The sequence below is a fragment of the Paenibacillus sp. WG02 genome, from assembly GCF_055396115.1.
Genome location: NZ_AP036016.1, coordinates 1,670,765 through 1,695,124, shown reverse-complemented (window position 1 = coordinate 1,695,124; position 24,360 = coordinate 1,670,765). Strand labels below are relative to the sequence as shown.

Below are 24,360 nucleotides of genomic sequence, written 5' to 3'. Positions count from 1 at the left end.
CCTTACCCCTTTGCAATACTTGCCGTAATATAAGAGAAAGCTATTGTTAAGGTTCGGCATACCATTTCAAATCCCTGCTGCAAATCAACGACATTGGATTTCACATTTTCAACGTGAATTCGTTCGCCTGGAATGGGTTCTTTTTGCATAAGATCATCCAGCATTTCTGCATTAATATAATGAATCTCCATATTGCGCTGATTGCGCAGTCGATCTAATGCCGATTTATATTCCATTTTGAGATTATAAAGCTGGAGCTCCAGCGATCCGTGAATATGCTTTTCGTGCATGCGGCGCAGTACGGTAAAGTACGAGAAACGAGACTTAAGCGTCTCTGTTTTCAGCTCGAATAGATCATTCATAAACGTGCCCAATTTGTCCAAGATCGAGAACAAGCGAATGAAGGCATTTTTATAAAAATAAACAAATCGATGATATTCCTCGATCTCTTGCGGATTCATTTCCTCCAAGAAAGCCTTACTGATATGCTCGGCGTAACGCTCACAGCAATATTTGCTCTGTTCCAGCTCATCCAGGGCATCAATAAACCCCTTGCTCCAGATCGCCCGCCTATGGTACTTGGGATATTCTGAAGCTAGATGGCTATGCTTCTTAGATTCCAACAGCCCAATATACGTTCTCACCGCGTTGCCAGCGTCTAGAAGAAGTCCGCTATCGATTCGTTTCGGTTCATTAAACAATACTCGCAGCACGGGCACACCCCTTTTTCATTAAGCTGATCCAACCTGTTGAACTGATGGCCGTATATAGGCGGCGTCAGCACGCCAAAGTACGAAGGGCAGAGCGAAAGCGATCGATAATAAAAGTAAGTATAGACCCACAGCAACGGAATCATACTCGCGAAGCGCAACCCGTTAAAACGAAATGTGGATAAAAAGAACGGAGCCGATCCGCATTATGCGAAATATTCCTTCCAGCGGCGATCCACAAGTTCCACGATATCTTCCCGCGGGAACAGCTCATCGGGGTATCCCGGTTTCATACGAGCATCAATGACAATCGGAACCTCGTAAGCGATGTGATGACGATTTACGCTGGACTGCGCGTACATGTCACTTGCCGGATTGAAACGAGTGAACACGGTCCACAAGAACTTGGTTTGGTCGTGCGCGATGCCGCTGGCATCATCCACTAAGATGACTAGCGGCCATTCGGTTAAGCGGCTGGCTGCATTCGCCAGCAGACGCTGTGGCAGCTCCGGCTCCGCCGCATAAGAAGCACCTGAGACGAGCAGACATCCGCCGCAATAAACGGCGATATCATGGATCTCTGGCAGCTCTCCGGCGGTGTAGGCTCTTGGCAGTTCGCGTACAGGGTCGCCTGTACCGAGAAGGACTGCTTTGCTACCGTGATTCAGCTGACCACCTGTATAATCAAGCGTATCATGCGATGTTTTGTTGAAGATAAATAGGTCACGACCCGGATCAAATCGTTCCAGCACAGTTTCAAGCAGCTCTGTGAAGTTAGCTAAGACCGTCGGCCTGTCCGTGACGATCAAGAACTTGGTGAGTGACAGCTGACCCTCACCTAGGATTCGGAATGCCGTGCCAAGCGCCTCTCGGCTATAGCTCTCGCGGACGACGGCAGCTGCGAGCGGGTGGAACCCGGTCTCTGCATACGTCCAGAGGTCTTTCACCCCCGGCATCGCCATCGGGAACGCGGGCTCTAGCAATCTTTGCAGGAATTCGCCAAGGAAGTAATCCTCTTGGCGCGGTTTGCCGACGATCGTCGCCGGATAGATCGCGTCTTTGCGGTGCCATACATGATTCACGTTGAAAATCGGGAAATCATGGATGAGTGAGTAATACCCGAAGTGGTCGCCGAAAGGCCCTTCGGCACGTCTCGTATGCGGCGGTACGGAGCCGCATATCGCAAACTCCGCCTCGGCCACGAGGCGGTGCCCCCCATGGGGGTTCTCCACCATGGGGAGCTTCTGTCCGAGGATGAGCGAAGCGAGCATCAGCTCGGGCAGGTGCTCGGGCACTGGCGCAATCGCCGAGGCGATGAGCGCAGGCGGGCCGCCCAGGAATACGGTGACGGGCAGCGGCTTGTTGCGTTTCTCGGCTTCGTGGTAATGGAATCCGCCGCCTTTATGTATTTGCCAGTGCATCCCGGTAGTGAAGTCATCATAAACCTGCATGCGGTACATACCGAGGTTATGATGACCGCCGTCTGGATGCTCGGTGTAGACGAGCGGCAGCGTGACGAACGGGCCGCCGTCTTCTTGCCAGCTCGTCAGGACAGGCAGTCCTGCGAGTGGGTTGTCCTGCTTCAAGCCGCCGAGAATCGGCGCTTGGTGCGGCTGAACCTTCTTCGTTCCAACCTTCAGCAGATCCATGATGAGGGCACGTTCACCCCAGAGCGCTTGCGGCGTTGGGGGCATTAACGTGCTTGTAGCGTTAATAACCGCTTTCATGAATTGTTCCGGTTTTGGACCGAAGGCAAGATCAACCCGTCGTGAAGTCCCGAATAGATTCGATACGACAGGGAATGAACTTCCTTTGACATTCGTGAACAGCAAAGCTGGGCCTTGCTCGTCGATGACTCTGCGATGAATCTCCGCGAGTTCTAGATTTGGGTCTACTGGAGCGGAGATTTCAATCAGTTGATTTTCGCGGCGCAAAATGTCTAGAAAAGCTCGTAGATTAGTTGGTACCATGTAATGTTTGTTCCACCTTTAACTGTGAGATTGTAGATGACTATGTAAGTAAAAAGGAAATAGCCTTCCGCGTCAGAAGGCCTCCTCTACCGCAAAGGTAGCCTGCCGTGCTTCCAAGGAGCTCGTCCGTCAGGTATTAAGCTTTGCGGTCATATAGCGTAAGTACACATAGATAACATAAGAATCCAAACATGCAAGAAACAATAACCGCGTGAATCATGCCGGTAAATAAATAAGCGACTTCATTCCCCATGGACCAGGTCACAACGGCTCCGCTAATGACTTGAAGTGACACTAAAATTAGCGCCCATTTGCTGCCAAACCTCAGCTTGTCTGAGCCTTGATAATAACGTTTGGCCTGTAAGTAAAGAAACAAAATACATATAAAAAGCAGTAAAGCCGCTACACGGTGGGTAAAAACAATACCCGTTGCCCCGCTGAGTTCAGGGACTACTTCTCCATTGCATAAAGGCCAGCCCGAACATCCGCCTGATGAAACGGTGTGACGAACGAATGCGCCCAGATAAACAACGACATAGCTGTAAATCGTCGTGATCCATACAAGGGCTTTAAAACTGCTGCGAATGGCCGTATCACGTTGGAATTGCCCCCATGGCGTAAAAACAATGGCTAATAGCAAAGAGAAAGCAAAGGCCAATAAGGATAATCCGAAATGTAAGGCCAAGACGAGTGAAGATTGGGGCCATACGACTGCCATAGCTCCCATTGCTGCTTGAATTAACGTCATCAAAACCGTAGCAGAGATGAAAAATTTGGCATCTCTACGTTTCACATAACGAAATACAAGGATGAATGTTGCAACCAGGATTAACGTCACAATGCCGACAACCAATCGATGGCTGTACTCAATAAATGATGAAATCGTATGTGCCGGGACGAATTTCCCATGACATAATGGCCACTCATCTCCGCAGCCTCTACCAGCGTCAGCCTTCGTAACTAAGGCACCCATTGCAAGAATGAGAAACATGCCAATGGCCGAAAGATTCGCTAATCTTTGAATCAATTTTTGCATGATTGCACCTACTTTTATGTCGTGACTTCTGTTAATCATGTCGAATGATGTTGTTCCGCTTTCAATTATAGCTTTATTAAGTTGGCAAATCCATTCGCAATTGTTACAAAGCTCCGAAACCACACGGAAGGTCGACTCGAAGTTCATAAGACATTCAATGTTTCAACTTTTTGGACGAGGGTAAATAAAAGATGATCACCAAATTATTGCTGATCAACCAAAATCGATTGCAGGAGGTTTTATCTATATATACGTAAATTTAGTTAAAAAAAATCTCTCTTTGGTAAAAAGGGGTCAACTTGACCCTCATTTTACTCATAAGAGAGATTTTTGTGCTTACGACTTTAACGCATCTGATACTTCGATTGCACGGTTGAGAAACTCTTCAATTTCTTCGCGTGTTTTGCGAAGTTTACTGACGAAACGAACCAGCTCTTTGCCTTCACGGAAACCAATAAAGCTTGGTATACCAAGGATGTTCAGTTGCTCACAAAGATCGGGCACTTCGTCGCGGTCTAATTCGATGAACGTAATACGCCCAGCATAAGCTTCTTCGACTGCAGGCATGAAGGGTTCGATATAGTGGCAGTCTTTGCACCAACTTGCTTTGAATACAGCAATGGTCAACTTGGACTGCGAGATTTGTTCTTGAAAAGCTTGTTCATTGGATACTTTAATCATGACGAGCACCTCGCTGCTTTGAATTTATTAACTTATAGCACGTCCAAACATTTGTGTCAAGATTTGAAAATAGGCCGCACTTTGCTTGAAATGGATTTACATTAAAAGTAAAAAGTGATATCATATAAATATCAAAAAGATATACTTTGAAGGGGTGTTGCAAGAATGAAAGAAACGAATGCTTGGTCGTTGAATGGTTTTCTAGGTTTATTGTTATTTATTATCGGCGGTGGGCTTGGCGTTTTCCTTCTTACGCAAGAACAAATTCTTCCGGGTATTATCCTTATTATTCTAGGGATAATATTCGTCTCAACAATCACAGCTGTTAATCCGAACGAAGCTTCAGTCATCACTTTCTTCGGCAGCTACTTAGGTACAATTCGAAAAAGCGGATTATGGCTAATTGTCCCTTTTTCAAGCAGAAAGAAAATTTCATTACGGGTGCGCAATTTTAACAGCGTAAAACTCAAAGTAAACGATATTGAGGGAAATCCTATCGAGATCGCAGCCGTTATTGTGTTTAAAGTAGTCGATACCTACAAGGCCCTCTTTGATGTGGACAGCTACGAAAAGTTCGTTGAAATTCAAAGTGAAACGGCGCTGCGTCATGTCGCCAGCAAGTATCCATACGATCGCTTTGAAAGCGACGGCTACTCACTCAGGGGCAATGCCGATGAAGTTGCCGCTGAGCTCAGCCTTGAACTGCAGCAGCGTCTGTCTGTTGCAGGTGTTGAGGTCATCGAATCCCGCCTGACCCACCTTGCTTATTCGACTGAAATTGCCAGTGCCATGCTTCAGCGCCAGCAAGCTTCTGCCATTTTATCCGCTCGCCAAATTATTGTTGATGGCGCTGTAGGTATGGTTCAGATGGCTATCGCCCGTTTGGAATCCGAAGGTCTCCACCTGGATGAAGAGAGGAAAGCGGCCATGATTAACAATCTCCTTGTTGCGATTGTATCGGACCGCTCAGCGAGTCCGGTCATTAATACCGGTTCGTTGTACTAACGGGACAAGGGCTATGGCTCCTAAGAAAAATTTCCCGCTCCGACTTGATCCTAAGCTGTACGAGGCTTTGGAGCGTTGGGCGGAGGATGAATTTCGCAGTGTTAACGGTCATATCGAGTATTTGCTGCGTGAAGCGCTTCATCGAACCGGACGTGTGACGAAACCCGGAACAGAACAAGCCGCTACGGATAAGACGGATGAGTGATTTCTATTCTGACCTTGCGATTAACCATCGCAAGGTTTTTTCTTTATAAGTTTCTAGGTATCGACTTGCCGGCTTAGGAATTTTCTTGCTTCCCCTAGTAAGTTGAAGGTTGTATTTTGTACAACTTTTAACAAGCTAATCCACGTTTTCCACGCGATTGTTGCAGGAAATACAACAATTCCAGCCAAAAGTAACTCTATAGCACATAAATAGGCTGAATTGTTGTATCACATACAACATCCTGAGCTTTTTAAGAAGAAATCAAGAAAATTGTTGTACGTTGTACAACTCGCCTTCCAGTTCCCCATTTCTTCTCACTGAGTAAGCATAGTCGATGTATCAGAAATAAATACAATCTCCTCGTACGTGTGATTATCTTAAAGTTAACCGTCAATCCGAATCTGACCGCTAAATATGGGTGTTAACTATTCAACAAATGATTGGAAGCCATAGCCATATTGGGCCCCGTTCCCACATACCTGCAAGTGAAAAAGCAAACACTAGAGGTAAGGATTCGGTGAAGGTCGGGAGGTAATTTGTGTTGGGAGGAACAGTCAAACCAAAAGGCAAGAACATGAAAGGTGTTCTCAGCAAAATGAGAGGACTCCCGAACGCAGTCGCACAGCTGTTCAAACAGCAAGCATCGTTGCTTTTGGACTCCTCTACTAAAATTGGTGACCCTTTGGAGGCTATTCCTGTCACAACAGCATTCATTGGAAGGCTGAAAAATGGCTTAAAACATCAAATAGATCTGCTGCAAAGCGGTGTCGTAAGTTCTCCTCTATCCACTACTGAAAAGGAGATTGTGATCCGAATCAGGGAAAAAACCCAGCGGGAAAACCGAAACAATGTGACACGAACTAACGCGTATTGGTCATGTTATCAGGATCATCCGGAGCTTCATTGGGCACTGCTTGCCCATATGGTTTCACGCAACGGGGGTTGGTGCATGACCGATCTCCGCGGGGGACTGCTGCCACATTTGATTAGCAATGAATTGGCCCAGCATCTATTTGCTTTTCTGGAACGAGCGAACGGTCTTATTTTTCAAGATGCTTATCCTCAACTACTGCTCTACCACGAAAGCAAGAAACAAAAGATGAGTTTATTTCATCTCCTGCCTCATCTGGACATTTCGTCCTGGATGGCCCCTGTCTGGAGCGATTTCTGGACGCATCGGGAATCGGCCGCGCTAACGATCGCACTTATTGTTAATGAGCAAAACTACATCGAAAAACGAATCGTAAAGAATAAACTGATTCAGCAAAACGTGTTAAATACGCATTTGTTCAAAACACAAGCTTGGCTGCAATTGAATCAAATCGGGTTTCCCTTTTTTCCCGCTTCTAACGACACGCAAGCACCACAGCCGCATCTAGCTGGACTTATCCTTGAGAATTTCGCTAGCTTAACAGAACGCATCGAATTCGGAAAGAGCTTGTATGCGATACTTTTCGGAGCACCAGATGTACTTCAAGGGGTGCTTAGATTTGCAGCCACAACTCCACACACAGGATCACGTTCTGATTACTGGTCTCACCTGTTTGCCCAAATAAGAAAAACCCCTCCCGATAAGAAATATCAGGAGAGGCTGGATGGCAGCGCCCTAAAGGAAGGGACACAGCCGTTTTATAGTCCTACACTTACATCCGTATGGCCTGACAGGAGCTTTGCCCCCGTAGAGCCCGGTGACTGGTTTACGAATGTGAAGAAGCCAATGGTGCATATGCGCTCCATTCCTATACCGATTCCCTATGATTTAACGAAAGAAGTGTACTTTGGTTTAAGCAAGATTGAATTAGGCATTGTAGCTGCACAAGCCATTAAGAAAGTAATACGGTGACTCAGCTTGGCAATGGCTACGAACGTTTGAGAAGACGACTTACTTTGCCGATTAGCTTTTGCACGGGCGATGGGAAGTTTTTCACATCGTCCTTCGTTACGACACGTGTTACCATCAGCATCAATGGATACAAGGCTGCCGAGAAGCCACAAACAAGTACAGCATTTATTCCTTCATTTAGTCGATACCAGGGAGTTGGATGCACATACGTATGTGTAAGCCATTCTGCCCCTAGACCAAGGATGATGATGACAACAATGGACAACAGTAATCCAATGAAACGACGTCCGAGGATCGTAAAGTCGACTTCTTTACGAAGCGAGCGTAAATTGAGCCAAGACATGACAATAAAACAAAGACCTGTTGAGCCGATGATTCCATAGATGCCAAACCACTGCGCAAATAAGAAGCTCCCAGCGAGCTTGACCGCTATACCAACGGCAACGTGCGTCATCAGCGGTTTCATCCGGCCCATGCCCATCAGGACAGCGCCTGATGTTTGCATCACAATTTGGAACATAGCTCCTAAAGTGAGCAGTGAAATCATATAAGGTCCGTGGCTCATGCCAAATGCAGTATCCTCATGCCCGAACATGAAAAAGTCTAATGGACGTGCAGCAATTGCGATTACCAGTACAGCCGGTAACCCGGAAAGAATAGACAGTTGAAGCACCCTAGTTGTCTGGTGACCAACCTGTTTCAAATCTTTGCGGGAATAAGCCGCTGAGATGATGGGAACGACAGATTGACTAAGAGCGATGGCCAAAATAATCGGAATCCCCGCCAAGGACTGGGCACGCCCTCCTATAATACCAACAAGCCCAAGCGCTTCGCTTCTGCCAATCGTCCCTTCTAAGAGCGGGATAATGATTGAAGTATCGATTGCATACACAAGGGTAACGGTCACTGAGAAAATAACGATCGGAATCGACAGCTTCAATAAGCTGCGATAGATTTCGCTATAACGTGCTGGTGCCTGTGTTAGTGGCGATTGCGTGCTTCCCGCAGCTATCTGTTCGGCCGCTATGTTGGACTGCGCATCTCTACGCTTCAGCTTCAAGGCATAGTAAAGCATAACGGCAAGCGCCGCAATCCCTCCCATGACTCCTCCGAAAGATGCGCCCGCAACTCCCCAACCTAAGCTAATGTTCAATAAAATAAATGCGAGTCCGATTGAAGTTGCAAGCCTGAATATTTGTTCCACAACCTGTGAAATCCCGTTAGGCATCATGTTTTGCCTGCCTTGAAAATAGCCCCTCATAATAGCAATAAGCGGGAAAAACAGCATCGCTGGCGCGATAGCACGAGTTGCAAGTGTCGCATCTGGTCCGCCATGTGAAATCTGTTCGGCATAGATCGGTGCAAAGACATATAGAAGCACCGTCATCACGACTCCAGCTACGATTGCAAACCAAATTGCCGCGCGATAAATCCGCTGCGCTTCTGCTGGTCTTCCGATTGCATATTTCTCGGATACCATTTTACTTAGTGCGCTTGGGATACCGGCTGTTGCAACAACAAGTAAAATCGAGTATAGATTAAAAGCAATAGAATAGCTGCCCATTCCTTCCTCATGAAGCAAATGTACCAGCGGAATTCGCTGGAAAACGCCGAGAAACCGCGCTATTAGCGCGGCCACGGTGAGAATGAGCGTCCCTTTTACTAGAGAATCTTTGGTTTCCTTCGTCAAGTCCGTTCCTACTCTCTTACAGTATTCATTCCATTAGAAAACCCAGATAAAAAAGATAATAATCATGGCCAGCTGGAGCGCAATTTTCACCGCACTGCTTGCAAAGAACCCGAGTACAGAGCCGACACCGGCACTTATCGCTTTTTTCCACGACGTACCGATGATGATTTCACCAATCACTGCGCCTAAGAAGGGGCCAATAAGCAAACCGAAAGCTGGAATAACAAAAGGCCCAATGATAAGACCAATGGTACTACCGATGATAGCCGCCTTAGAGCCTCCAAACTTCTTTACCCCTAGCGCACCTACTGCGTAATCAGCCACCATAATGATAACGACAATCAAGGATTGGATAAGCCAGAACCAGAATCCTAACGGCTCAAAGCTGATCAACCAACCATAGATGAAGAAAGCTCCATAAATCGCTAGCACACCGGGCAGCACTGGATAAACGGCACCGATCATGCCCACTACAAATAAAAGGATAACTAATGTCCAGCCTAAGGTGATCATAGATCGCATCTTCTCCAATCCTAGCAGATTATCACTTCTACTCTTAAAGCATATAAGTGCGAATCACTTTAGCAATAGCATGTTCATTGTTGGTAACAGTCGTAATATCCGCAATACGCTTCACTTCATCTTGTGCATTGCCCATAGCTACGCCAAGACCTACTTCACGAATCATCGCAATGTCGTTTTCACTATCTCCCATCGCAATGACTTCGGACATGCTAATGCCTAGAAGCTGACAGACCGTCTCCACGCCGCTCGCTTTATTAATGCCTAATGGGTTAAGTTCAATATTAGAAGGATGGGAATTCGTTATTTCAAGTGTTCCCCATCCCTCTACAATGTCCCGGATTTGTTGCAGTTTCTCCATATTTTCCGTGAAATAACCGAACTTTAGCCATTCTTGACTGTCAATGTCCATGGCTTCACTCTCGCGATTGAACATGCCTTGCACCGAATAAGCCCACCACCAGCAATCATACGTTTGAGCTAATCTATGCAAATTACGTACCGTCTCAGCAGGAAGCAGGGTCCTCTTCAGTAATTTCGACGGAGACTCCCACACTTCACCGCCATTGACCACAACGAGAGGTGAGGTAAGCCCTAGCTCCTGAATATAAGGCATTGCGCTAGCAACTCCGCGTCCTGTAGACATAATAACGATCTTACCCGCTTTAGTTGCTTCCTGAATCGCTTCTCGGTTTTCAACGGATATTTTTTTATCATCGTCCAGCAAGGTACCATCCATATCGAGGGCGATTAATTTATAAGATCCCACGTGTTCCCATCCCCTGTCTCTACGTCATTAGTAGACCTAGTAAGCAGCGAGCACTTTCTTAGGCAGTTCTTCCATGAATGTTACATGCCAGAGAGCAAATATATAAATGGTCCAAATGCGGCGAGCATAGTCGCCCTGACCGTTACGATGCTTATGCAGCATGCGCTCTACAGCGTTGATGTTAATATAATCTTCAATCCCGCTGGACTTAATTTGCTCCAGAACCATATCGCCCATCGAGCCTTTCATCCAATCGCGCAGCGGCACTGGGAAACCAAGCTTCGGACGGTTCAGGATGGGATCAGGGATGATACCTTCCATTGCCTTGCGGAAAATGTATTTCGTCGTTCCATTCGCGATTCGGTACTTCGCCGGAATGCGGCGTGCCACTTCGAACAGTTCCTTATCGAGGAAAGGAACACGCAGCTCGAGTGAGTGTGCCATCGTCATCTTGTCGGCTTTCATCAGAATATCGCCAGGCATCCATAGATTCATATCGATATACTGCATCCGGCTCACAGGATCAAGATGCGTCGTCTTGCTGTAATAATCTGCAGCAATTTGCACTGGATTCTTATAGGCGCGCAGCATCTCATTATCAAGACGCAGCACCTCCGCTTTCATATCCTCGGAGAAAATCTTGGCATTGCCGAGGAAACGCTCCTCAAGCGGTGTCGTGCCGCGAAGCAAGTAATTGCGGCCCTTCACGCTGCTTGGCAGCATCCGGGCAAAGCGGTTCAGCATGCGCTTCACCGATGTCGGCAGCTGGTCGATCGCGCGCAAGGATTGCGGCTCGCGATAAATGCGGTAGCCGCCGAACAGCTCGTCCGCGCCTTCGCCGGACAGCACAACTGTCACGTGCTCGCGCGCAAGCTTCGCCACGTGATAAAGAGCAATGGCCGAAGGATCGGCGACAGGCTCGTCCTGGTGCCAGATCGCCTTCGGCATCGTGCCGAAAAAATCATCCTGCGTGATGATTTTGTCGTAATGCTGTGTGCCGAGTGTCGCAGCCGTTTGGGCGGCAATCGGCGTTTCATTGTTGGCGCCCTCGAAGCCAACGGAGAACGTGCGGATCGGTTCGATATTCCGCATATGTGTGGCAATCGCAGTCGAGTCAATCCCGCTCGACAAGAAGCAGCCGCGATCCACATCACTAACCATGTGGAGCTTGACCGAATCATTCAATGTTTCACGAATTTGTTCCACGTAATAGTCAAACGGACGATCCTCCGGCTCAAACATAGGATCCCAATACTTATGTATCGACATTTCTCCGTCAAACGTTATTTTGACCGTATGCCCTGGGGGAAGCTTTTGTATGCCGTGGAACATGGTATTAGGCTCAGGCACATATTGAAAAGTCAGATAGTTCAGCAAGCTGTCCGTGTGGATCAACCGGTTCATGCCGTCCGCAGCCAGCAGGCTCTTAATTTCGGAGCCGAACAAGAACTGGCGGTCATTGACATGATAGTAAAACGGCTTAATGCCGAAGTGGTCTCTCGCTCCGAACAGCTGCTTCTTTTTCTTGTCCCAAATGACGAAGCCAAACATGCCGCGCATGTATTTGACGCATTCCTCTCCATACTCCTCATAGAGGTGAACGATAACCTCCGTATCACTTTGCGTGCGGAATTGATGCCCACGCTCCTGCAGCATACTGCGCAGGGCTTTATAATTATAAATTTCCCCATTGAAAATGATCCACACAGAATCATCCTCATTGGCCAAAGGCTGATGCCCTTCTTTTAGGTCAATAACAGACAAGCGGCGAAAGCCAAGACCAATCCGATTATCCGTCCAAAAACCGGAATCATTCGGACCCCGATGAACAATAACATCTGTCATTTGCTGCAACATTGCAACGTTTGGTTCTCTATCTTCAAAATACATCACACCCGTAATACCACACATGGTGAAACTCACTCCTCCGTACCATTCATCAATCTTTCTATTCGACAACCGATATATTAGTATACCATATCTGTCCGTCATTCTGGAAATGCGATGAAAGGACGTGAAAGCGCTGTATCCTATAGAAAAATGATGGAAATCAGAAGTCGCTTTAATGAAGCTGTTAACCTGGTTTTTTTCATACGTACCTCCACCTTTCCTCTGTGCATAAAAGTTTGCCTTGTGCAACTTTTAGGTAAGAACATGTTTTTTCCCCTACATTAGGATATGCTCATAGACGCGAAACGGTTCCAGAGCTTAAGTGCTGCTTGAAAGAGACGTAATTCTGTAACTTTTACTTACTTAACCGTGTATAGTTGTACTTTGTGCGATATAATTCGATATTAGAGTCGTTCAGTTTTCGCGATGAGCAGTTGAGAAGTCCTTTTCAGACGTCTCGTGCTACTTTAGCTGCATTCGAGCCTCTGAGACAGCCTTTTCTACCTTCTCAGGATGCAAAACCCGCTAACTCGCCTTCTCTAAGCAGCTGAGAAGTCTTTTTCAGACGTCTCTTGCCACTTTAGCTGCATTCGAGCCTCTGAGACGACCTTTTCTGCCTTCTCAGGACGCAAAACCCGCTAACTCGTCTTCTCTCAGCAGCTGAGAGGTTTTTTTCAGACGTCTCGCGCCACTTTAGCTGCATTCGAGCCTCTGAGACGACCTTTTCTACCTTCTCAGGATGCAAAACCCGCTAACTCGTCTTCTCTCAGCAGCTGAGTGGTCTTTTTCAGACGTCTCGTGCTACTTTCGCTGCATTCGAGCCTCTGAGACGACCTTTTCTACCTTCTCAGGATGCAAAACCCGCTAACTCGCCTTCTCTAAGCAGCTGAGCGGTCTTTTTCAGACGTCTCGCGCCACTTTCGCTCCATTCGGACCCCTGAGACGACCTTTTCTGCCTTCTCAGGACGCAAAACCCGCTAACTCGTCTTCTCTCAGCAGCTGAGAGATCCTTTTCCGACGTCTCACGCCACTTTAGCAGCATTCTCACACTTTAGTATTGAATTTCATCACTTCAGCAGACATTACGGAGCCTCAGGACGTATCCTCCGACTTTAAAGCGTGTTTTCTCACGATCAAGTTACTTCCACACTCTCCCGCACTTTAGCGATGCATACATCCGTTTCCGCGGCAGCCCGATAAATAAGGCTTCATCTTATCCCTATCCCAAACACATACGAAAAAAAGGACCTGCTTCTGCAGATCCCCTGTTATAATCACTTATTCCCTGTAATTCTAATCATTACCACGGCCTTTTCCCGCCGCCAAGCTTCGTCAGAATGCCGTCGTTCGCCGCGTCATATGCTTGAAAGATTTTGGCTGCGATCGGGGATGCCCCGTAGCGTCCGAATCCGCCTTCTGGCACAACAACTGCTACGGCTAACTTCGGATTCTCCACAGGAGCGAAAGCGATAAACACAGCGTTTTCTACCGAGCCTCCCGATACAGCTTGCGTCGATGTACCTGTTTTGCGTGCTACATTAAAAGGTAATTCATCAATGCCTTCGGCACCGCTTTTCATCCCATGGATTATGGTATTCCAATCTTCTTTAGCAAATTCAGAGGAAAAATCCTCAATAACTTCTGGCTCAATTTTTTTAACTAATTTACCTTGGTAGTCTTGAATTTCATCTACAAAGAGTGGCTTCATACGTTTCCCGCGACTAGCCAGAGTAGCTGTGTATTGAGCAAGCTGCAGCGTAGTCGTTTTTTCATTTTGTCCCCATGAAGCATATACCATGGCAGATTGGTAACTGTCTTTTTGGGCATTTTTAATAAAATCATTGGAACCTGCGAACTCACCTGGTAGACCGCTTCCTGTTTTGACTCCCATACCGAATTTCGCAAGGTATTCTGCCCATTTGGCTGTAACCTTTGGTGTTTCTCCGCCATATTTCAAATAGAAGGGAATGCCCACTTTCTCGGACATAAACGTGTTAGAAGAGTGTTCAATAGCCCCAGCAGCATCAATATATCCGTAAGCGGCTTTACCCGAATTTGTGATGGTACTGGACCCTCCCTTACCAAAACTAAACGATCCAGAATCGTAATAGTTCTCATAAGCGCCGAATAATTTCTCCTTCAGTCCAATTAATACCGACAAAGGCTTAATGGTTGAACCCATAAAAACAATGGAAGACGGATGCTTCGCATTCTCTTTCTCATCTGGATATTTGGATTTAGCTGTCATGATAGATCCATTGGAAATATACGTACCAATTTCTTTGTAAATATCCGGCGAAATCCCTCCGGTCCATGCATTAGCATCGTAATCCGGATAGTTCGCCATCGTAACGACACGCCCTGTATCCACTTCCATCGCAACGGCAAAACCAGAGGAGGCCTTCATCCCTGTTTTCATATACAGATCATTGGCATGAGTCGGGCTGCGTAAATATTTGATATGATCCTCCAACATTCTTTCTGTTGCCTTCTGGATATCTTTATTAATCGAAAGATAGAGATTATTCCCTTTAACAGGCGCTGTCACTTCGGCTCTTCCGATAATTTTCATAGCCGCGTTGACGGGATATTTCCTACTCCCATTTTTACCGCGCAGCTCATCCTGATACATGCGTTCAATGCCGTCAAATCCTACATTTTCTGAGTTCAGGTATTCTTCGCTATTTGGGCTGTCTTTATAAATATCTTTGGCCGTTTGTGTAGAAAATGATTTCAAATATCCAACCAGATGCGTGGCTATCGTGGTCTTGTTGTCATCGTCCATTTCATAAGTACGGATACTCTCCTCCGTCACTTCTAGCCATTTAAATTCATCTCGGTGCTCAAGTAAATAGGCCATTTCACCCTTGGACAAATCTGCTTTAATCCGCCGCGGAACCCAATAGTAACTTGGGTCTTTCACCTTATTTTTGTTAATGTCGTAACCTAAATCCATCGCTAGAACGATTTCTTCCGGTGTAGGGCTTACTGAATTCGGTTTGGCATATTTATCAAAAACATCAACCTTTAGCCGCTGAGCAAGCGCAATTACTTCATCTTTGTTTTGTTGACCTGGTTCAATACGGAAAAACAAGGACTGAACAGGGATTGTATATGCCAGAGGAGATTTTGTAGAGTCATAGATATTGCCTCGAATGGGAGCGATACTCGTGGTCTGATTCGTATTCGTATTTTCTGCCGCTTTAAGATCTTTGGCTTGAACGAATTGTAAGATAGCCAATCGCACGATTAAGATCGAAAATAATAAAAAGGTTATAAAGAAAAATATATTGATCCGAAACGAAAAGTGCCGCTTTTTGGTAATTTCTTTTTTCTTCGGATCATCCATAATGGATGACTTCATCACTTCTCAGATCCTTTCTTATGCTATGGCTTGTTCATGGAACAGCTCAAGTAGGGAATGAATACCCTCTCCTGTATGATAGGAATAACGGATAATTCGCACAGCATCGATACCGACTTGATTTGGCGCCCAAATATCATTCGTTTCATGGTCGCCGATATAAAGTATATCCTTCGCCTCTAACCCCGCCCTATCCATTGCAAGCTGGAAAATGGCCGGATCTGGCTTCTCTAGACCTACTTCTGTTGAAACAATGACAGGGTCGAAATCATGCAAAATCCCCTTATCCTCCAATATGGCTTTCAAGGTAGGAGCAAAATTGCTGATAATCCCTATTCGAAAACCTCGGGCCTTCAAACCATCTAAGAATGGCTTCACATCATCAAACAATTCATAATACTCGGGTGCCGTGTAAATGTCGTAGAGCTCGTGGCAGCAGGCATAAATCTCTTCCTCTGTCCACTCCTCATGAATGCCCAATTTATGAAGCACGTATTTATATAGATTAACCCAGAACTCACGATCTGACTCTGGACTGCAAACCACGAAATTGTCTTGCTTATTCACATAATAAAAAAGACGAAAAGCTTCCGTAAATAGTTCACTAATATGAGCTTCATCACGATCCACAGATCGCAATTGTAAGTACTGTTTCAATATCGTCTGGGCTGCTGGAATCGTAAGTAAAGTGTCCCCAGCATCTAAGTAAATCATCTTATATTCCTGAAGTGGTTTCCGCATACAATCTCCCTCGTTTTTATAAACAATCCAATCTTAATAAGTGTACCACATTTAATCATCATATGAGAAAACCCACCGTAACTACCCATGATTTTCCTAGTAGGTATGGCTGCCTTAACATAAAAAAGCCTTCCTTCGATTTCCAAAGGAAAGGCTTCTTACTCTTCTAAGCGTCCTTGACATGCGTTTGATCGAAGTTAGGCGGATTGAACCAGTTGCCTCCGCTTGCCACCCAGGTGGAATCCAGCGGTACCCAGCGATCCGACTCTTTCAGGTAAACCTCGTTCCAAGCGTGAGGCCCGTAGCTGCCCTGCCCGTCATAGCCTAGCCCCGTAACAACTTTCACATCAAGGCCGATGGATCTGGCCATCTGTGCATATAGCCTGGAGTAGTCTATACAAACTCCTTCGCGGGTGTTGAAGGTATCCTCCGGCGTCTGTTCCTTCCAGATTCGCTTCTCTTCATACAGAGTTACTTTATTCCAATCATATTTGATGCGGTTGCCTACCCATTTATACAACAGCTTGGCCTTCTCTTCATCCGTCTTCCCGCTGGCCGTTACTTCTTTGGCGGTATCAGCAATGTTGCCTGGAATTTTCGCATCTAGAACTTCATACTTACGCTGCAGGATATTCGTAAATTCCTGCTCGACTGCACGAGTGAACACGGGTACTTTGTCGGCAATGAAGTCACCCGTGAAGGGTGAAATGACTTCTTTGGCGCCTTTTTGATACATCTGTGACGATTCAATGTAAGGTGTAATCAAAGAGTGCGGGAATAACGTTACATAAATGAAAAGCACAGCAATAAGAATGAGCGCCCTAGCGAGTCCTGCGACAGAACCAATGACTCCACCCGAGACAGAACTAATAAAAGAGTTGCTTCGCTCCCTGTAAGGATCTCGATTTGCCAACCAACTTCCTAACAAGGGATTGATCAGTAGGTTCAGCAATTGCTTCACAATCATATAGCCAAGTAAAAATAATACACCGAAACGCAGCAGCGGAAAATCGCGGATACTCGTCATGGCCGTATAATAGGCTTGTTTAAGTATGCTTATTTCAACGGTTGGAATTTGCAAATTCTGCCCCTTCAACCAGGTTTGGATCACTGGAGATACCCACTGAACCCCTTTCCACGCGATAAACATGGACAAGATGACGATTACCGCCTCCACAAGCATAGACAGAAGATGTTTGGCTGAACCTGACCCTCCCCGGAAAAACCCTTGAACGACAGAGCCTACAAATGTGAGAACGATCAAGATGGATATTAAATTTATCGAAGTTGATTGTAACCACGTCATATCCTTCATGATTTCTCACCATCCAATCTTTTTCATATATTTACTCCATTTACTGCTTAGCGTTTTTCTTGGCTTGCTCAATGAAAGCATTAACGGCTGCGTTAGCATTCATCTTAAATGTTTTACCAAGGAAGGTGACTTGTACTTCATCCGACCCTGCTTTGCCTTCCACCTTTAAGCTCTTCGTCGTAATGAGGAAGGAACCGTCGGGATTCGCTTTGAACTCTGCATCTTTGGCTTCCGAGGTCAACGTACTAACAGCCTTATCTTTGATTTCATCCCCGACTTGCGCAACCACGCTTGCCCCAATATCCTTTATTTTATCCTTATAGCTCGCTCCATAAACGACAAGAGCTCCAACAATCGCGATGACCAGAATCCATTTCACCACGGTTTTCACAATTCCGATTACGATAAAAAGCACAATAATAGCGGCCACAATTAAGTACCAACGATCCTGCGCAAAGGAAATCCACTGTTCCAAACTAACCCCTCCTATTTATCCAAAAGTCCCTTCCTATCATACTACAGGGAATCCTTAATCTTCATCTCTTTTTTTCCTTAACAGGGCTAACTTCCGTTCTATCTCCTCTGTTTTATCGATTCTGCTTCTCGTCTTCCGAAAAGACTGTCTCAACCGAAAAACCAGGAAAACAGCCACCCCAGCAAGTAAAACAATCACATATGCGTCCATAAAGCCTCCTATAAACAGAATTGTGTCATTTGTATGGAAAGGTCATATCTATGGGACGAGCGGCGTACAACTTAAGAAGAGACAAGTCTAAATGATTGAGGTGGTGAGATCATGCGAACAGCTCTTTGGTTGTACTTATTTATGTTTGTTGCTTTTTTTGATTTACACGCACAGTATCCGATTCTTTCTCCCTTCGCCTTATCTTTAGGAGCAGCTCCTTCATTTATAGGGCTCATTATGGGCGTATACTCGATCACTCATTTGCCTGGGAATCTAATCGCTGGGTATGGCGTGGACAAATACGGAAGTAAGATCTTTATTGTCTTTAGCCTGATTGTAGCAGGGATCATCTTACTTTTTCAATCCAATGTGAAAGATCCTTGGCACTTGCTATACATTCGTTCGATCAGCGGATTCGTACTCGCCTTCTTATCCCCTGCCTGCTTATCGCTGCTTGCACGCATAGCCAAAGATCGCATCCATCAAAGTAAACTGATGACTGGCAATGGTCTCATACATACCCTTGCTTCCGTGGTATCTCCGGCAGCAGGCGCTGTATTAGTTGCCAAAATCGGGTTTACAACAGCCTTCTCCGTCTTAGGTTGGATTCTTATTATCACAGGCGTTCTTGCCATCTTCGGTGTGAAAGAAAAACAGCTATTAGCCCAAACAGGGAGCAAATCTCCTATCTTAGATCATCATGGTCACGGCATACTGAGAGATGAATCAGAACTACCCGCCAGCATAACGATTCCATGGTTATTCTTTCTCATTCCGATGGCACTCTCCTGCTCGCAAGGCATTCTCTTCTTTGAGCTTCCATTAATGAAGTCCGCCAGAGAGTCCATCTTAACGTCCGGCGTTTTTTTCACATTAATCAGTTTAGGGGCATTGTTAAGCATCAGCTTTTGGTTCTTAAATAAGATCCCCCCGTTTATCCGAACGGTCTGCGGAAGCTTATCGCTTGCGGTCGTTTTCTTCGGTCTAGCCATTCAGTGGCCGATACCGCTCACTGTATCTCTTTTTCTAATCGGAATGGCGAAAGGTGTCATTTATCCCGCTCTCGCTGCCCTTCTTGCCAGTATAACAAGCAGCAATCGGTATGGACGCGTCTTTTCCCTTCTTTCCATCTCCTATTCCGTTGGCGCTTTTATCGGTCCAATGATGGCCGGACAGCTTCGCGACCACATTTCCTCTTACTTTATCGCGTTCTTCATCTTAATGCTGGCGCTTTCCCTCTTACCGCTGCGCACATTTAAAACGCCTATCACGACGTAATTTACCGATAAAATGGCGGCTTGAGCTTATCAAGCCGTCTTTTGCGCTGTCAATCCCTGTCATTTCCCGGGAAATGACGCCATCCTTTTCGCCTAATCGTCGAATGAAATCCTTGGATCACTTGCGAAAACGGGTTATACTACAAAAAAACCTAAAGCGAGGAAATCCCATGTCGATTGTCATCATAGTAGAAGGTAAAAATGATAAGAGCCGGTTAAAACGCGTCGTGGATGAAAGTGTCAAAATCCTCTGTACGTTCGGTACCCCCAGCTCATTAACTCTCGAAGACCTAAGAAAAAAGGTGGATGACAATCCTGTTTTCATATTTACGGATAATGATTCTTCCGGCAAAAAAATACGTTTTCTATTGCGAGAAACGTTTCCAGATGCAGAACATATCTATACGCGCAGAGGGTATGCTGGCGTGGAAGGAACGCCTGAGGAATACATCATCCAGCAATTAGAAAAAGCAGGGCTGGATGAGTATATCAAATACCCTGCTCCAGACCCTGCTTTTGAATAGTTAATCGTATAAATGATTGACTTATTTTCCTTTAGATAAGGTCACGACATCTTTGACAATATGGTCAACATCCAACTCTGGGTTGCTCGCATCATAATAATTCCGGAGTTTTCCTTTTGGGTCAACCAGCAAAATTGCATTGGAATGCGAGAAATTACCATCCTTCTCTTTAATCACCATAATGCCAAAATCTTCAGCAAGCTTGTGAATTTTCGATTCCTCACCACGCAGGAAAGTCCACCCACCTGGAACTGGTTTCGATTCAAATCGGTTTCCGAATTCTTTAAGCACTTCCGGTGTGTCTCGTTTTGGATCGACTGTTATCGAAATAATTTCCGCTTTAGTACCAAGTAAATCTTTTTTCTTCAAAGCTTCCTGAACCTGAGACAGTAAGAAAGTCGTCGGCATGCAAACATCCGGACAAAACGAATAAAAGAAATATACAAGTCTAACCTTACCATCCATATCCTGAGAGGAAACGGTTTTACCGTCTAAATCCTGAAGTTGAAAGGAAGGAGCTTGTTTCATAGCTGTTAAGCGTTGGTCCGGTTCACTGCTATTAGCCCATAATTTATAGGCAAATGATGCAATCATGGCAATTAAAATAGCGCCTAGCGCTAGCTTAAACCAATTTTTCCCGATAAACGTACTCATGACTTCAGCCCTCAATTCTAACTAATTTTCACAGTATCAATGACCATGAGGAACGATAAAAGCGTTAAATACAATAGAGAGAACAGGAACATACGTTTAGCCCATACCACTTCGGCCTCACCTGTTGCCTTAAAGCCTTTGATGCTCATGAAAGCCCAAATCAATCCTAAGATCGTTGATGCGAATAAAAACAAGTAACCTACATACCCATAAGCGGTTAACATCACAGTTACAGGAACAAGTAAAACCACATAACGCACCATACTGATCTTGGTCACGTAAGTCCCCTTCACGACGGGTAAAAGCGGGAATCCTGCAGCGCGATATTCTTCCATACGGCGAATCCCAAGAGCCCAGAAATGCGGAGGCTGCCAGAGGAATAAGAAAGCAAAAAGGAGAATAGCACCTAGATCAACGGTACCACTTACTGCACAGTATCCAATAACGGGAGGTGTAGCGCCAGAGAATGCCCCAACGAATGTACTCCATACCGAAGTTCTCTTAAACCAAGCTGTATAGAGCCAAACATACAAGAACAGGCCAATCAGCCCGATCAACGTTGCAAGCGGCGACTGTGCTCCAAAATATAGGACTCCTAGACCGATCGTTCCTAAAATAATACCGTACCATAGAACGACATTCGCACTCATTCTCCCGCTTGGAAGAGCTCTATTCTGCGTACGCTCCATCTTCGCATCCATTTCACGGTCCAAATAATTGTTGAGAACCGTTCCACCTGCCATGACAAGAGCAGTTCCTAGCATGGTCATAATAAGGTGTACCCAGCTTACATCCCAATGGGCAGCAACCCAATACCCAGCAAAAGCTGTCATTAAATTGGAATAAATAATGCCTGGCTTTACCAAGCGATAGAAATCTTTCAAGGTCACCGGCTCAGCCGATGCTTGCCTATTGCTAGCTTCTATGGATTCTGTCCCCATGGTCCCTTGTGACGAACCGTTCGAAACGCTTTCGTAGCTAACTTGATTTTCCACGTAAACGTCCTCCTCTATGTCGAATTTCCGAGCAAACTTAATTATGAACATTCCCATCATACCAACCCCTACATCGTTTGACAATGAAGTGCAGCCAGTTGTCATTATATTGTCGATTCTCCTTCCAGTATGCGTGGAAAATGATTGGAACATTCGATTCCATGTAAAAAGGAGCCCCTGAGGGCTCCCTACACTGGTTAATCCTATTATTTATTAACCATTAGTGGTGTTAATGCTAATAAGCTGCGGCGAATATCATGCCATGCTTTGGTCAAAGTCAGTTGTAACTCCCATGCATGTCTTCCCATGACGGTGACGATTAAACCGTATTTATACGTAAGACTAGCTCCGATACGGACATTTACACCCTTCAGATTCTCAAGACTCCCTAATACTTCCTCGAGATGACGCTGTTTAAGACGATCCGAGAAAATGTACAGATTACCGAGGTGTGTTTCCCGCTCCCAGCAACCTGGCGCTGATAGCTGCATGATTTGTGGTTCAACTCTTTGATTCTGATAAAAAATCAATTCCTCACCGTACCAAACTTTCATGCGATTCATATAACGGGAGTACTGAAATATTTCGCCTCGCTGCGTTCGTCCCGGGCAGCAAACATCCGAGAAAATCAATGCTGACCCTGGTGACAAATGAACATCCATTTCTGCGGCTAGATTAGCATCCTTATAGAGCATTAAGGGTTCTGGGATATATTCCAGCATCGCATCAGCTTCCAACTGCAGCGTCTGGCGCTGGGTGCTTCCGTGACCAGCCTCAGACGGATGCACCTTCGTGAACGATTGGTTCGTTAGAAAAACACGTGCGCCCTCTCCAAGGCGCACGTTGATTTCGTAATGATCCCCCGACATGAGTCCTGGGGAGCAGTCCATCATATAGACGCCCAATTGATCCGCAGGATGGGCGTCCTGGATGAGCGTTTCGTTCTCGTAACGAAACGTTTTGGCGATTTTGAGCGGGGAGGCGTGGTATTTGTGGACGAGCTGCGTCAAGCCGCTGCGTACCGCAAATTCCGCCTTAATCTCCCCGGTCACGCTAGGCATGGCTGAACTCCTGTTCCACCCATGTGACAATATCGTCCACCCCTGTACCGCCCATCAGGTTGGAAAAAATATATGGACGGTCGCCGCGCATCTTCTTCGTGTCCGAATCCATCACTTCCAGGCTGGCGCCTACATAAGGGGCTAGATCGATTTTGTTGATAATGAGCATATCGGAACGCATAATGCCGGGACCGCCTTTGCGCGGTATTTTCTCCCCTTGGGCGACATCGATAATGTAGATGAAACGATCTACCAGCTCTGGGCTGAACGCTGCAGCCAAGTTATCGCCGCCGCTCTCGATAAAAATAATATCGAGATTCTCGAATCGCTTCTCCAGCTCTTCGATGGCTTCGAAATTCATCGAAGCATCCTCACGGATCGCTGTATGCGGGCATCCGCCTGTTTCTACCCCAATAATGCGGTCCTCGGGCAGTGCCTCGGAGCTAATCAAAATCCGGGCATCTTCCTTCGTATAGATATCATTCGTAATCACCGCAATACTGTAGCGGTTGTTGAGTTTACGAGCCAAACGCTCCACTAGCGCTGTTTTACCCGAGCCAACTGGCCCGCCGATTCCAATACGCATTGGGCGACTCCGATCAACAGCTGGTTTCTCCCAGTGGTGGTGATGATGATCTTGAACTTGACACATCGTCATTCCTCCTAAAATTTATGATTAGGGAATACTTTCCTCATTAAGACATGAATAATCGCGAATACAGCGTTTCGTGCTGCATCATGGCCAGATCTGCGGCTGGCGAGTTCGTATACGCATCCAAAGGATCCATATGCGCTACGCGCTGCCACTCGCTTCCTGTCAAAGGAAGCAGCTTCGCAAGAAGAATTTGTCCTTGGGTTTGCCCGATGGACATGAGTCTGAGCGCACTGTTGATGCAGGTCATGATACAGCTGTACAGATAGCCTTCCACCGCTTGATTCAACGGCACACCGAGGTGATAGCTCACCCATCCATGGACAATCGGATGATTAGAACTGCTGCGGCCGGCTTGCACAGCTTCGTCTAGAGGCAGCCAGTTCAGCTCGGGGTACATCGAGCGCGAAAGCTGGAGCAGCCTGCGGCCCATCTTTTGAACGCCGCTCCTCGCTTCACTCGATACACGCTGCACATGCAGCATGTGGTCGATCTCCCAAAGCTGATCCCATTCCTGCCTTTGAATATGGGTATAGGCAGCTTTGATTACCATCGCATCTGACGGTGCCCAACTAGTTGCGAGCATCGTGCGAATATAAGCTTCGAGCTCTTCAATCGTTGTTAGTCGCTCCTGCTGAATGAGCGTTTCCAAACCAAAGGAATGAGAGAATCCGCCAATGGGCAGGGCTGAATCTAGAAACTGCTGATAAGCGAGCCAGTGAAACCTCGGCGTTATCTCTTCCGTGAATGTCGTTGTCTTTGTTGTCATCG

22 protein-coding genes are annotated in these 24,360 nt (G+C 46.2%); 5 read left to right on the top strand and 17 right to left on the bottom strand.

Features of this window, described 5'->3' with window-relative positions:
- Positions 1 to 2: 2 nt before the first annotated feature.
- The 4 genes from ACBP55_RS08035 to ACBP55_RS08020 form a co-directional block, all read right to left on the bottom strand.
- The gene (locus ACBP55_RS08035; protein ID WP_464650815.1) at positions 3 to 713 is read right to left on the bottom strand and encodes a Cthe_2314 family HEPN domain-containing protein; all 711 of its coding nucleotides are present in this window, start codon (positions 711 to 713) and stop codon (positions 3 to 5) included.
- Positions 714 to 916: 203 nt separating this feature from the next.
- Complete coding sequence (locus ACBP55_RS08030) at positions 917 to 2,680, bottom strand: UbiD family decarboxylase (RefSeq protein WP_464650814.1); 1,764 nt, start codon at positions 2,678 to 2,680, stop codon at positions 917 to 919.
- 136 nt (positions 2,681 to 2,816) lie between these two features.
- Positions 2,817 to 3,716, bottom strand: a complete 900-nt coding sequence (locus ACBP55_RS08025) for a COX15/CtaA family protein (protein ID WP_464650813.1) — start codon at positions 3,714 to 3,716, stop codon at positions 2,817 to 2,819.
- Between the two features lie 336 nt (positions 3,717 to 4,052).
- On the bottom strand, positions 4,053 to 4,397 hold the full coding sequence (locus ACBP55_RS08020; RefSeq protein WP_464650812.1) for a thioredoxin family protein: 345 nt from the start codon (positions 4,395 to 4,397) through the stop codon (positions 4,053 to 4,055).
- A 165-nt stretch (positions 4,398 to 4,562) separates the two neighbouring features.
- On the opposite strand from ACBP55_RS08020, the gene ACBP55_RS08015 reads away from it, so the two are divergent.
- The 3 genes from ACBP55_RS08015 to ACBP55_RS08005 all read left to right on the top strand — a co-directional run bounded on the left by ACBP55_RS08015 (position 4,563) and on the right by ACBP55_RS08005 (position 7,450).
- Complete coding sequence (locus ACBP55_RS08015; RefSeq protein WP_464650811.1) at positions 4,563 to 5,402, top strand: SPFH domain-containing protein; 840 nt, start codon at positions 4,563 to 4,565, stop codon at positions 5,400 to 5,402.
- A 13-nt stretch (positions 5,403 to 5,415) separates the two neighbouring features.
- Positions 5,416 to 5,607: a type II toxin-antitoxin system antitoxin gene (locus ACBP55_RS08010; RefSeq protein WP_464650810.1), complete on the top strand. Its 192-nt coding sequence runs from the start codon at positions 5,416 to 5,418 to the stop codon at positions 5,605 to 5,607.
- A gap of 538 nt (positions 5,608 to 6,145) precedes the next feature.
- The gene (locus ACBP55_RS08005) at positions 6,146 to 7,450 is read left to right on the top strand and encodes a DUF2515 family protein (RefSeq protein WP_464650809.1); all 1,305 of its coding nucleotides are present in this window, start codon (positions 6,146 to 6,148) and stop codon (positions 7,448 to 7,450) included.
- Between the two features lie 16 nt (positions 7,451 to 7,466).
- Here the strand turns inward: ACBP55_RS08005 and ACBP55_RS08000 are convergent, their stop codons facing one another.
- The 8 genes from ACBP55_RS08000 to ACBP55_RS07965 all read right to left on the bottom strand — a co-directional run bounded on the left by ACBP55_RS08000 (position 7,467) and on the right by ACBP55_RS07965 (position 18,216).
- Positions 7,467 to 9,140: a putative polysaccharide biosynthesis protein gene (locus ACBP55_RS08000; protein WP_464650808.1), complete on the bottom strand. Its 1,674-nt coding sequence runs from the start codon at positions 9,138 to 9,140 to the stop codon at positions 7,467 to 7,469.
- Positions 9,141 to 9,173: 33 nt separating this feature from the next.
- Complete coding sequence (locus ACBP55_RS07995) at positions 9,174 to 9,653, bottom strand: DUF456 domain-containing protein (protein WP_464653263.1); 480 nt, start codon at positions 9,651 to 9,653, stop codon at positions 9,174 to 9,176.
- Positions 9,654 to 9,696: 43 nt separating this feature from the next.
- The gene (locus ACBP55_RS07990; protein ID WP_464650807.1) at positions 9,697 to 10,431 is read right to left on the bottom strand and encodes a Cof-type HAD-IIB family hydrolase; all 735 of its coding nucleotides are present in this window, start codon (positions 10,429 to 10,431) and stop codon (positions 9,697 to 9,699) included.
- Positions 10,432 to 10,467: 36 nt separating this feature from the next.
- Complete coding sequence (asnB, locus tag ACBP55_RS07985) at positions 10,468 to 12,342, bottom strand: asparagine synthase (glutamine-hydrolyzing) (protein ID WP_464650806.1); 1,875 nt, start codon at positions 12,340 to 12,342, stop codon at positions 10,468 to 10,470.
- Between the two features lie 1,279 nt (positions 12,343 to 13,621).
- Positions 13,622 to 15,685, bottom strand: a complete 2,064-nt coding sequence (locus ACBP55_RS07980; protein WP_464650805.1) for a peptidoglycan D,D-transpeptidase FtsI family protein — start codon at positions 15,683 to 15,685, stop codon at positions 13,622 to 13,624.
- A gap of 18 nt (positions 15,686 to 15,703) precedes the next feature.
- Positions 15,704 to 16,426: an HAD-IA family hydrolase gene (locus ACBP55_RS07975; protein WP_464650804.1), complete on the bottom strand. Its 723-nt coding sequence runs from the start codon at positions 16,424 to 16,426 to the stop codon at positions 15,704 to 15,706.
- Positions 16,427 to 16,592: 166 nt separating this feature from the next.
- A complete protein-coding gene (locus ACBP55_RS07970; RefSeq protein WP_464650803.1) occupies positions 16,593 to 17,741 on the bottom strand; it encodes a transglutaminase domain-containing protein in 1,149 nt (382 codons plus the stop codon).
- Between the two features lie 40 nt (positions 17,742 to 17,781).
- The gene (locus tag ACBP55_RS07965; RefSeq protein WP_464650802.1) at positions 17,782 to 18,216 is read right to left on the bottom strand and encodes a hypothetical protein; all 435 of its coding nucleotides are present in this window, start codon (positions 18,214 to 18,216) and stop codon (positions 17,782 to 17,784) included.
- 321 nt (positions 18,217 to 18,537) lie between these two features.
- On the opposite strand from ACBP55_RS07965, the gene ACBP55_RS07960 reads away from it, so the two are divergent.
- Together ACBP55_RS07960 and ACBP55_RS07955 are read left to right on the top strand one after the other, a co-directional pair.
- Positions 18,538 to 19,704: an MFS transporter gene (locus tag ACBP55_RS07960; RefSeq protein ID WP_464650801.1), complete on the top strand. Its 1,167-nt coding sequence runs from the start codon at positions 18,538 to 18,540 to the stop codon at positions 19,702 to 19,704.
- 169 nt (positions 19,705 to 19,873) lie between these two features.
- A complete protein-coding gene (locus ACBP55_RS07955; RefSeq protein ID WP_464650800.1) occupies positions 19,874 to 20,227 on the top strand; it encodes a toprim domain-containing protein in 354 nt (117 codons plus the stop codon).
- A gap of 21 nt (positions 20,228 to 20,248) precedes the next feature.
- On the opposite strand, the gene ACBP55_RS07950 is transcribed toward ACBP55_RS07955, so the two are convergent.
- The 5 genes from ACBP55_RS07950 to ACBP55_RS07930 all read right to left on the bottom strand — a co-directional run bounded on the left by ACBP55_RS07950 (position 20,249) and on the right by ACBP55_RS07930 (position 24,358).
- On the bottom strand, positions 20,249 to 20,881 hold the full coding sequence (locus tag ACBP55_RS07950; RefSeq protein WP_464650799.1) for an SCO family protein: 633 nt from the start codon (positions 20,879 to 20,881) through the stop codon (positions 20,249 to 20,251).
- Positions 20,882 to 20,898: 17 nt separating this feature from the next.
- Complete coding sequence (cyoE, locus tag ACBP55_RS07945; protein WP_029194802.1) at positions 20,899 to 21,876, bottom strand: heme o synthase; 978 nt, start codon at positions 21,874 to 21,876, stop codon at positions 20,899 to 20,901.
- Between the two features lie 206 nt (positions 21,877 to 22,082).
- Positions 22,083 to 22,937, bottom strand: coding sequence for an urease accessory protein UreD (locus ACBP55_RS07940; protein ID WP_464650798.1), 855 nt, complete (start codon positions 22,935 to 22,937; stop codon positions 22,083 to 22,085).
- Entirely contained in the window at positions 22,930 to 23,589 is a 660-nt protein-coding gene (ureG, locus tag ACBP55_RS07935) for an urease accessory protein UreG (RefSeq protein ID WP_464650797.1), read from the bottom strand. Before ureG ends, ACBP55_RS07940 begins: the two co-directional genes overlap by 8 nt.
- A 43-nt stretch (positions 23,590 to 23,632) precedes the next feature.
- Positions 23,633 to 24,358 (bottom strand): urease accessory protein UreF, encoded by a 726-nt coding sequence (locus ACBP55_RS07930; protein ID WP_464650796.1) that lies wholly within the window; start codon positions 24,356 to 24,358, stop codon positions 23,633 to 23,635.
- Positions 24,359 to 24,360: the final 2 nt, after the last annotated feature.

Bases quoted from the DNA above. Each gene is read 5' to 3' on its own strand.
- ACBP55_RS07970 (WP_464650803.1), bottom strand. From the start codon at position 17,741: ATGAAGGATATGACGTGGTTACAATCAACTTCGATAAATTTAATATCC.
- ACBP55_RS07940 (WP_464650798.1), bottom strand. From the start codon at position 22,937: ATGCCTAGCGTGACCGGGGAGATTAAGGCGGAATTTGCGGTACGCAGC.
- ACBP55_RS07995 (WP_464653263.1), bottom strand. From the start codon at position 9,653: ATGATCACCTTAGGCTGGACATTAGTTATCCTTTTATTTGTAGTGGGC.
- ACBP55_RS07960 (WP_464650801.1), top strand. From the start codon at position 18,538: ATGCGAACAGCTCTTTGGTTGTACTTATTTATGTTTGTTGCTTTTTTT.
- ACBP55_RS08030 (WP_464650814.1), bottom strand. From the start codon at position 2,680: ATGGTACCAACTAATCTACGAGCTTTTCTAGACATTTTGCGCCGCGAA.
- ACBP55_RS08020 (WP_464650812.1), bottom strand. From the start codon at position 4,397: ATGATTAAAGTATCCAATGAACAAGCTTTTCAAGAACAAATCTCGCAG.
- ACBP55_RS07955 (WP_464650800.1), top strand. From the start codon at position 19,874: ATGTCGATTGTCATCATAGTAGAAGGTAAAAATGATAAGAGCCGGTTA.
- ACBP55_RS08010 (WP_464650810.1), top strand. From the start codon at position 5,416: ATGGCTCCTAAGAAAAATTTCCCGCTCCGACTTGATCCTAAGCTGTAC.
- ACBP55_RS07975 (WP_464650804.1), bottom strand. From the start codon at position 16,426: ATGCGGAAACCACTTCAGGAATATAAGATGATTTACTTAGATGCTGGG.
- asnB (WP_464650806.1), bottom strand. From the start codon at position 12,342: ATGTGTGGTATTACGGGTGTGATGTATTTTGAAGATAGAGAACCAAAC.
- ACBP55_RS07980 (WP_464650805.1), bottom strand. From the start codon at position 15,685: ATGAAGTCATCCATTATGGATGATCCGAAGAAAAAAGAAATTACCAAA.
- ureG (WP_464650797.1), bottom strand. From the start codon at position 23,589: ATGTGTCAAGTTCAAGATCATCATCACCACCACTGGGAGAAACCAGCT.
- ACBP55_RS07930 (WP_464650796.1), bottom strand. From the start codon at position 24,358: ATGACAACAAAGACAACGACATTCACGGAAGAGATAACGCCGAGGTTT.
- ACBP55_RS08025 (WP_464650813.1), bottom strand. From the start codon at position 3,716: ATGCAAAAATTGATTCAAAGATTAGCGAATCTTTCGGCCATTGGCATG.
- ACBP55_RS07950 (WP_464650799.1), bottom strand. From the start codon at position 20,881: ATGAGTACGTTTATCGGGAAAAATTGGTTTAAGCTAGCGCTAGGCGCT.
- ACBP55_RS08015 (WP_464650811.1), top strand. From the start codon at position 4,563: ATGAAAGAAACGAATGCTTGGTCGTTGAATGGTTTTCTAGGTTTATTG.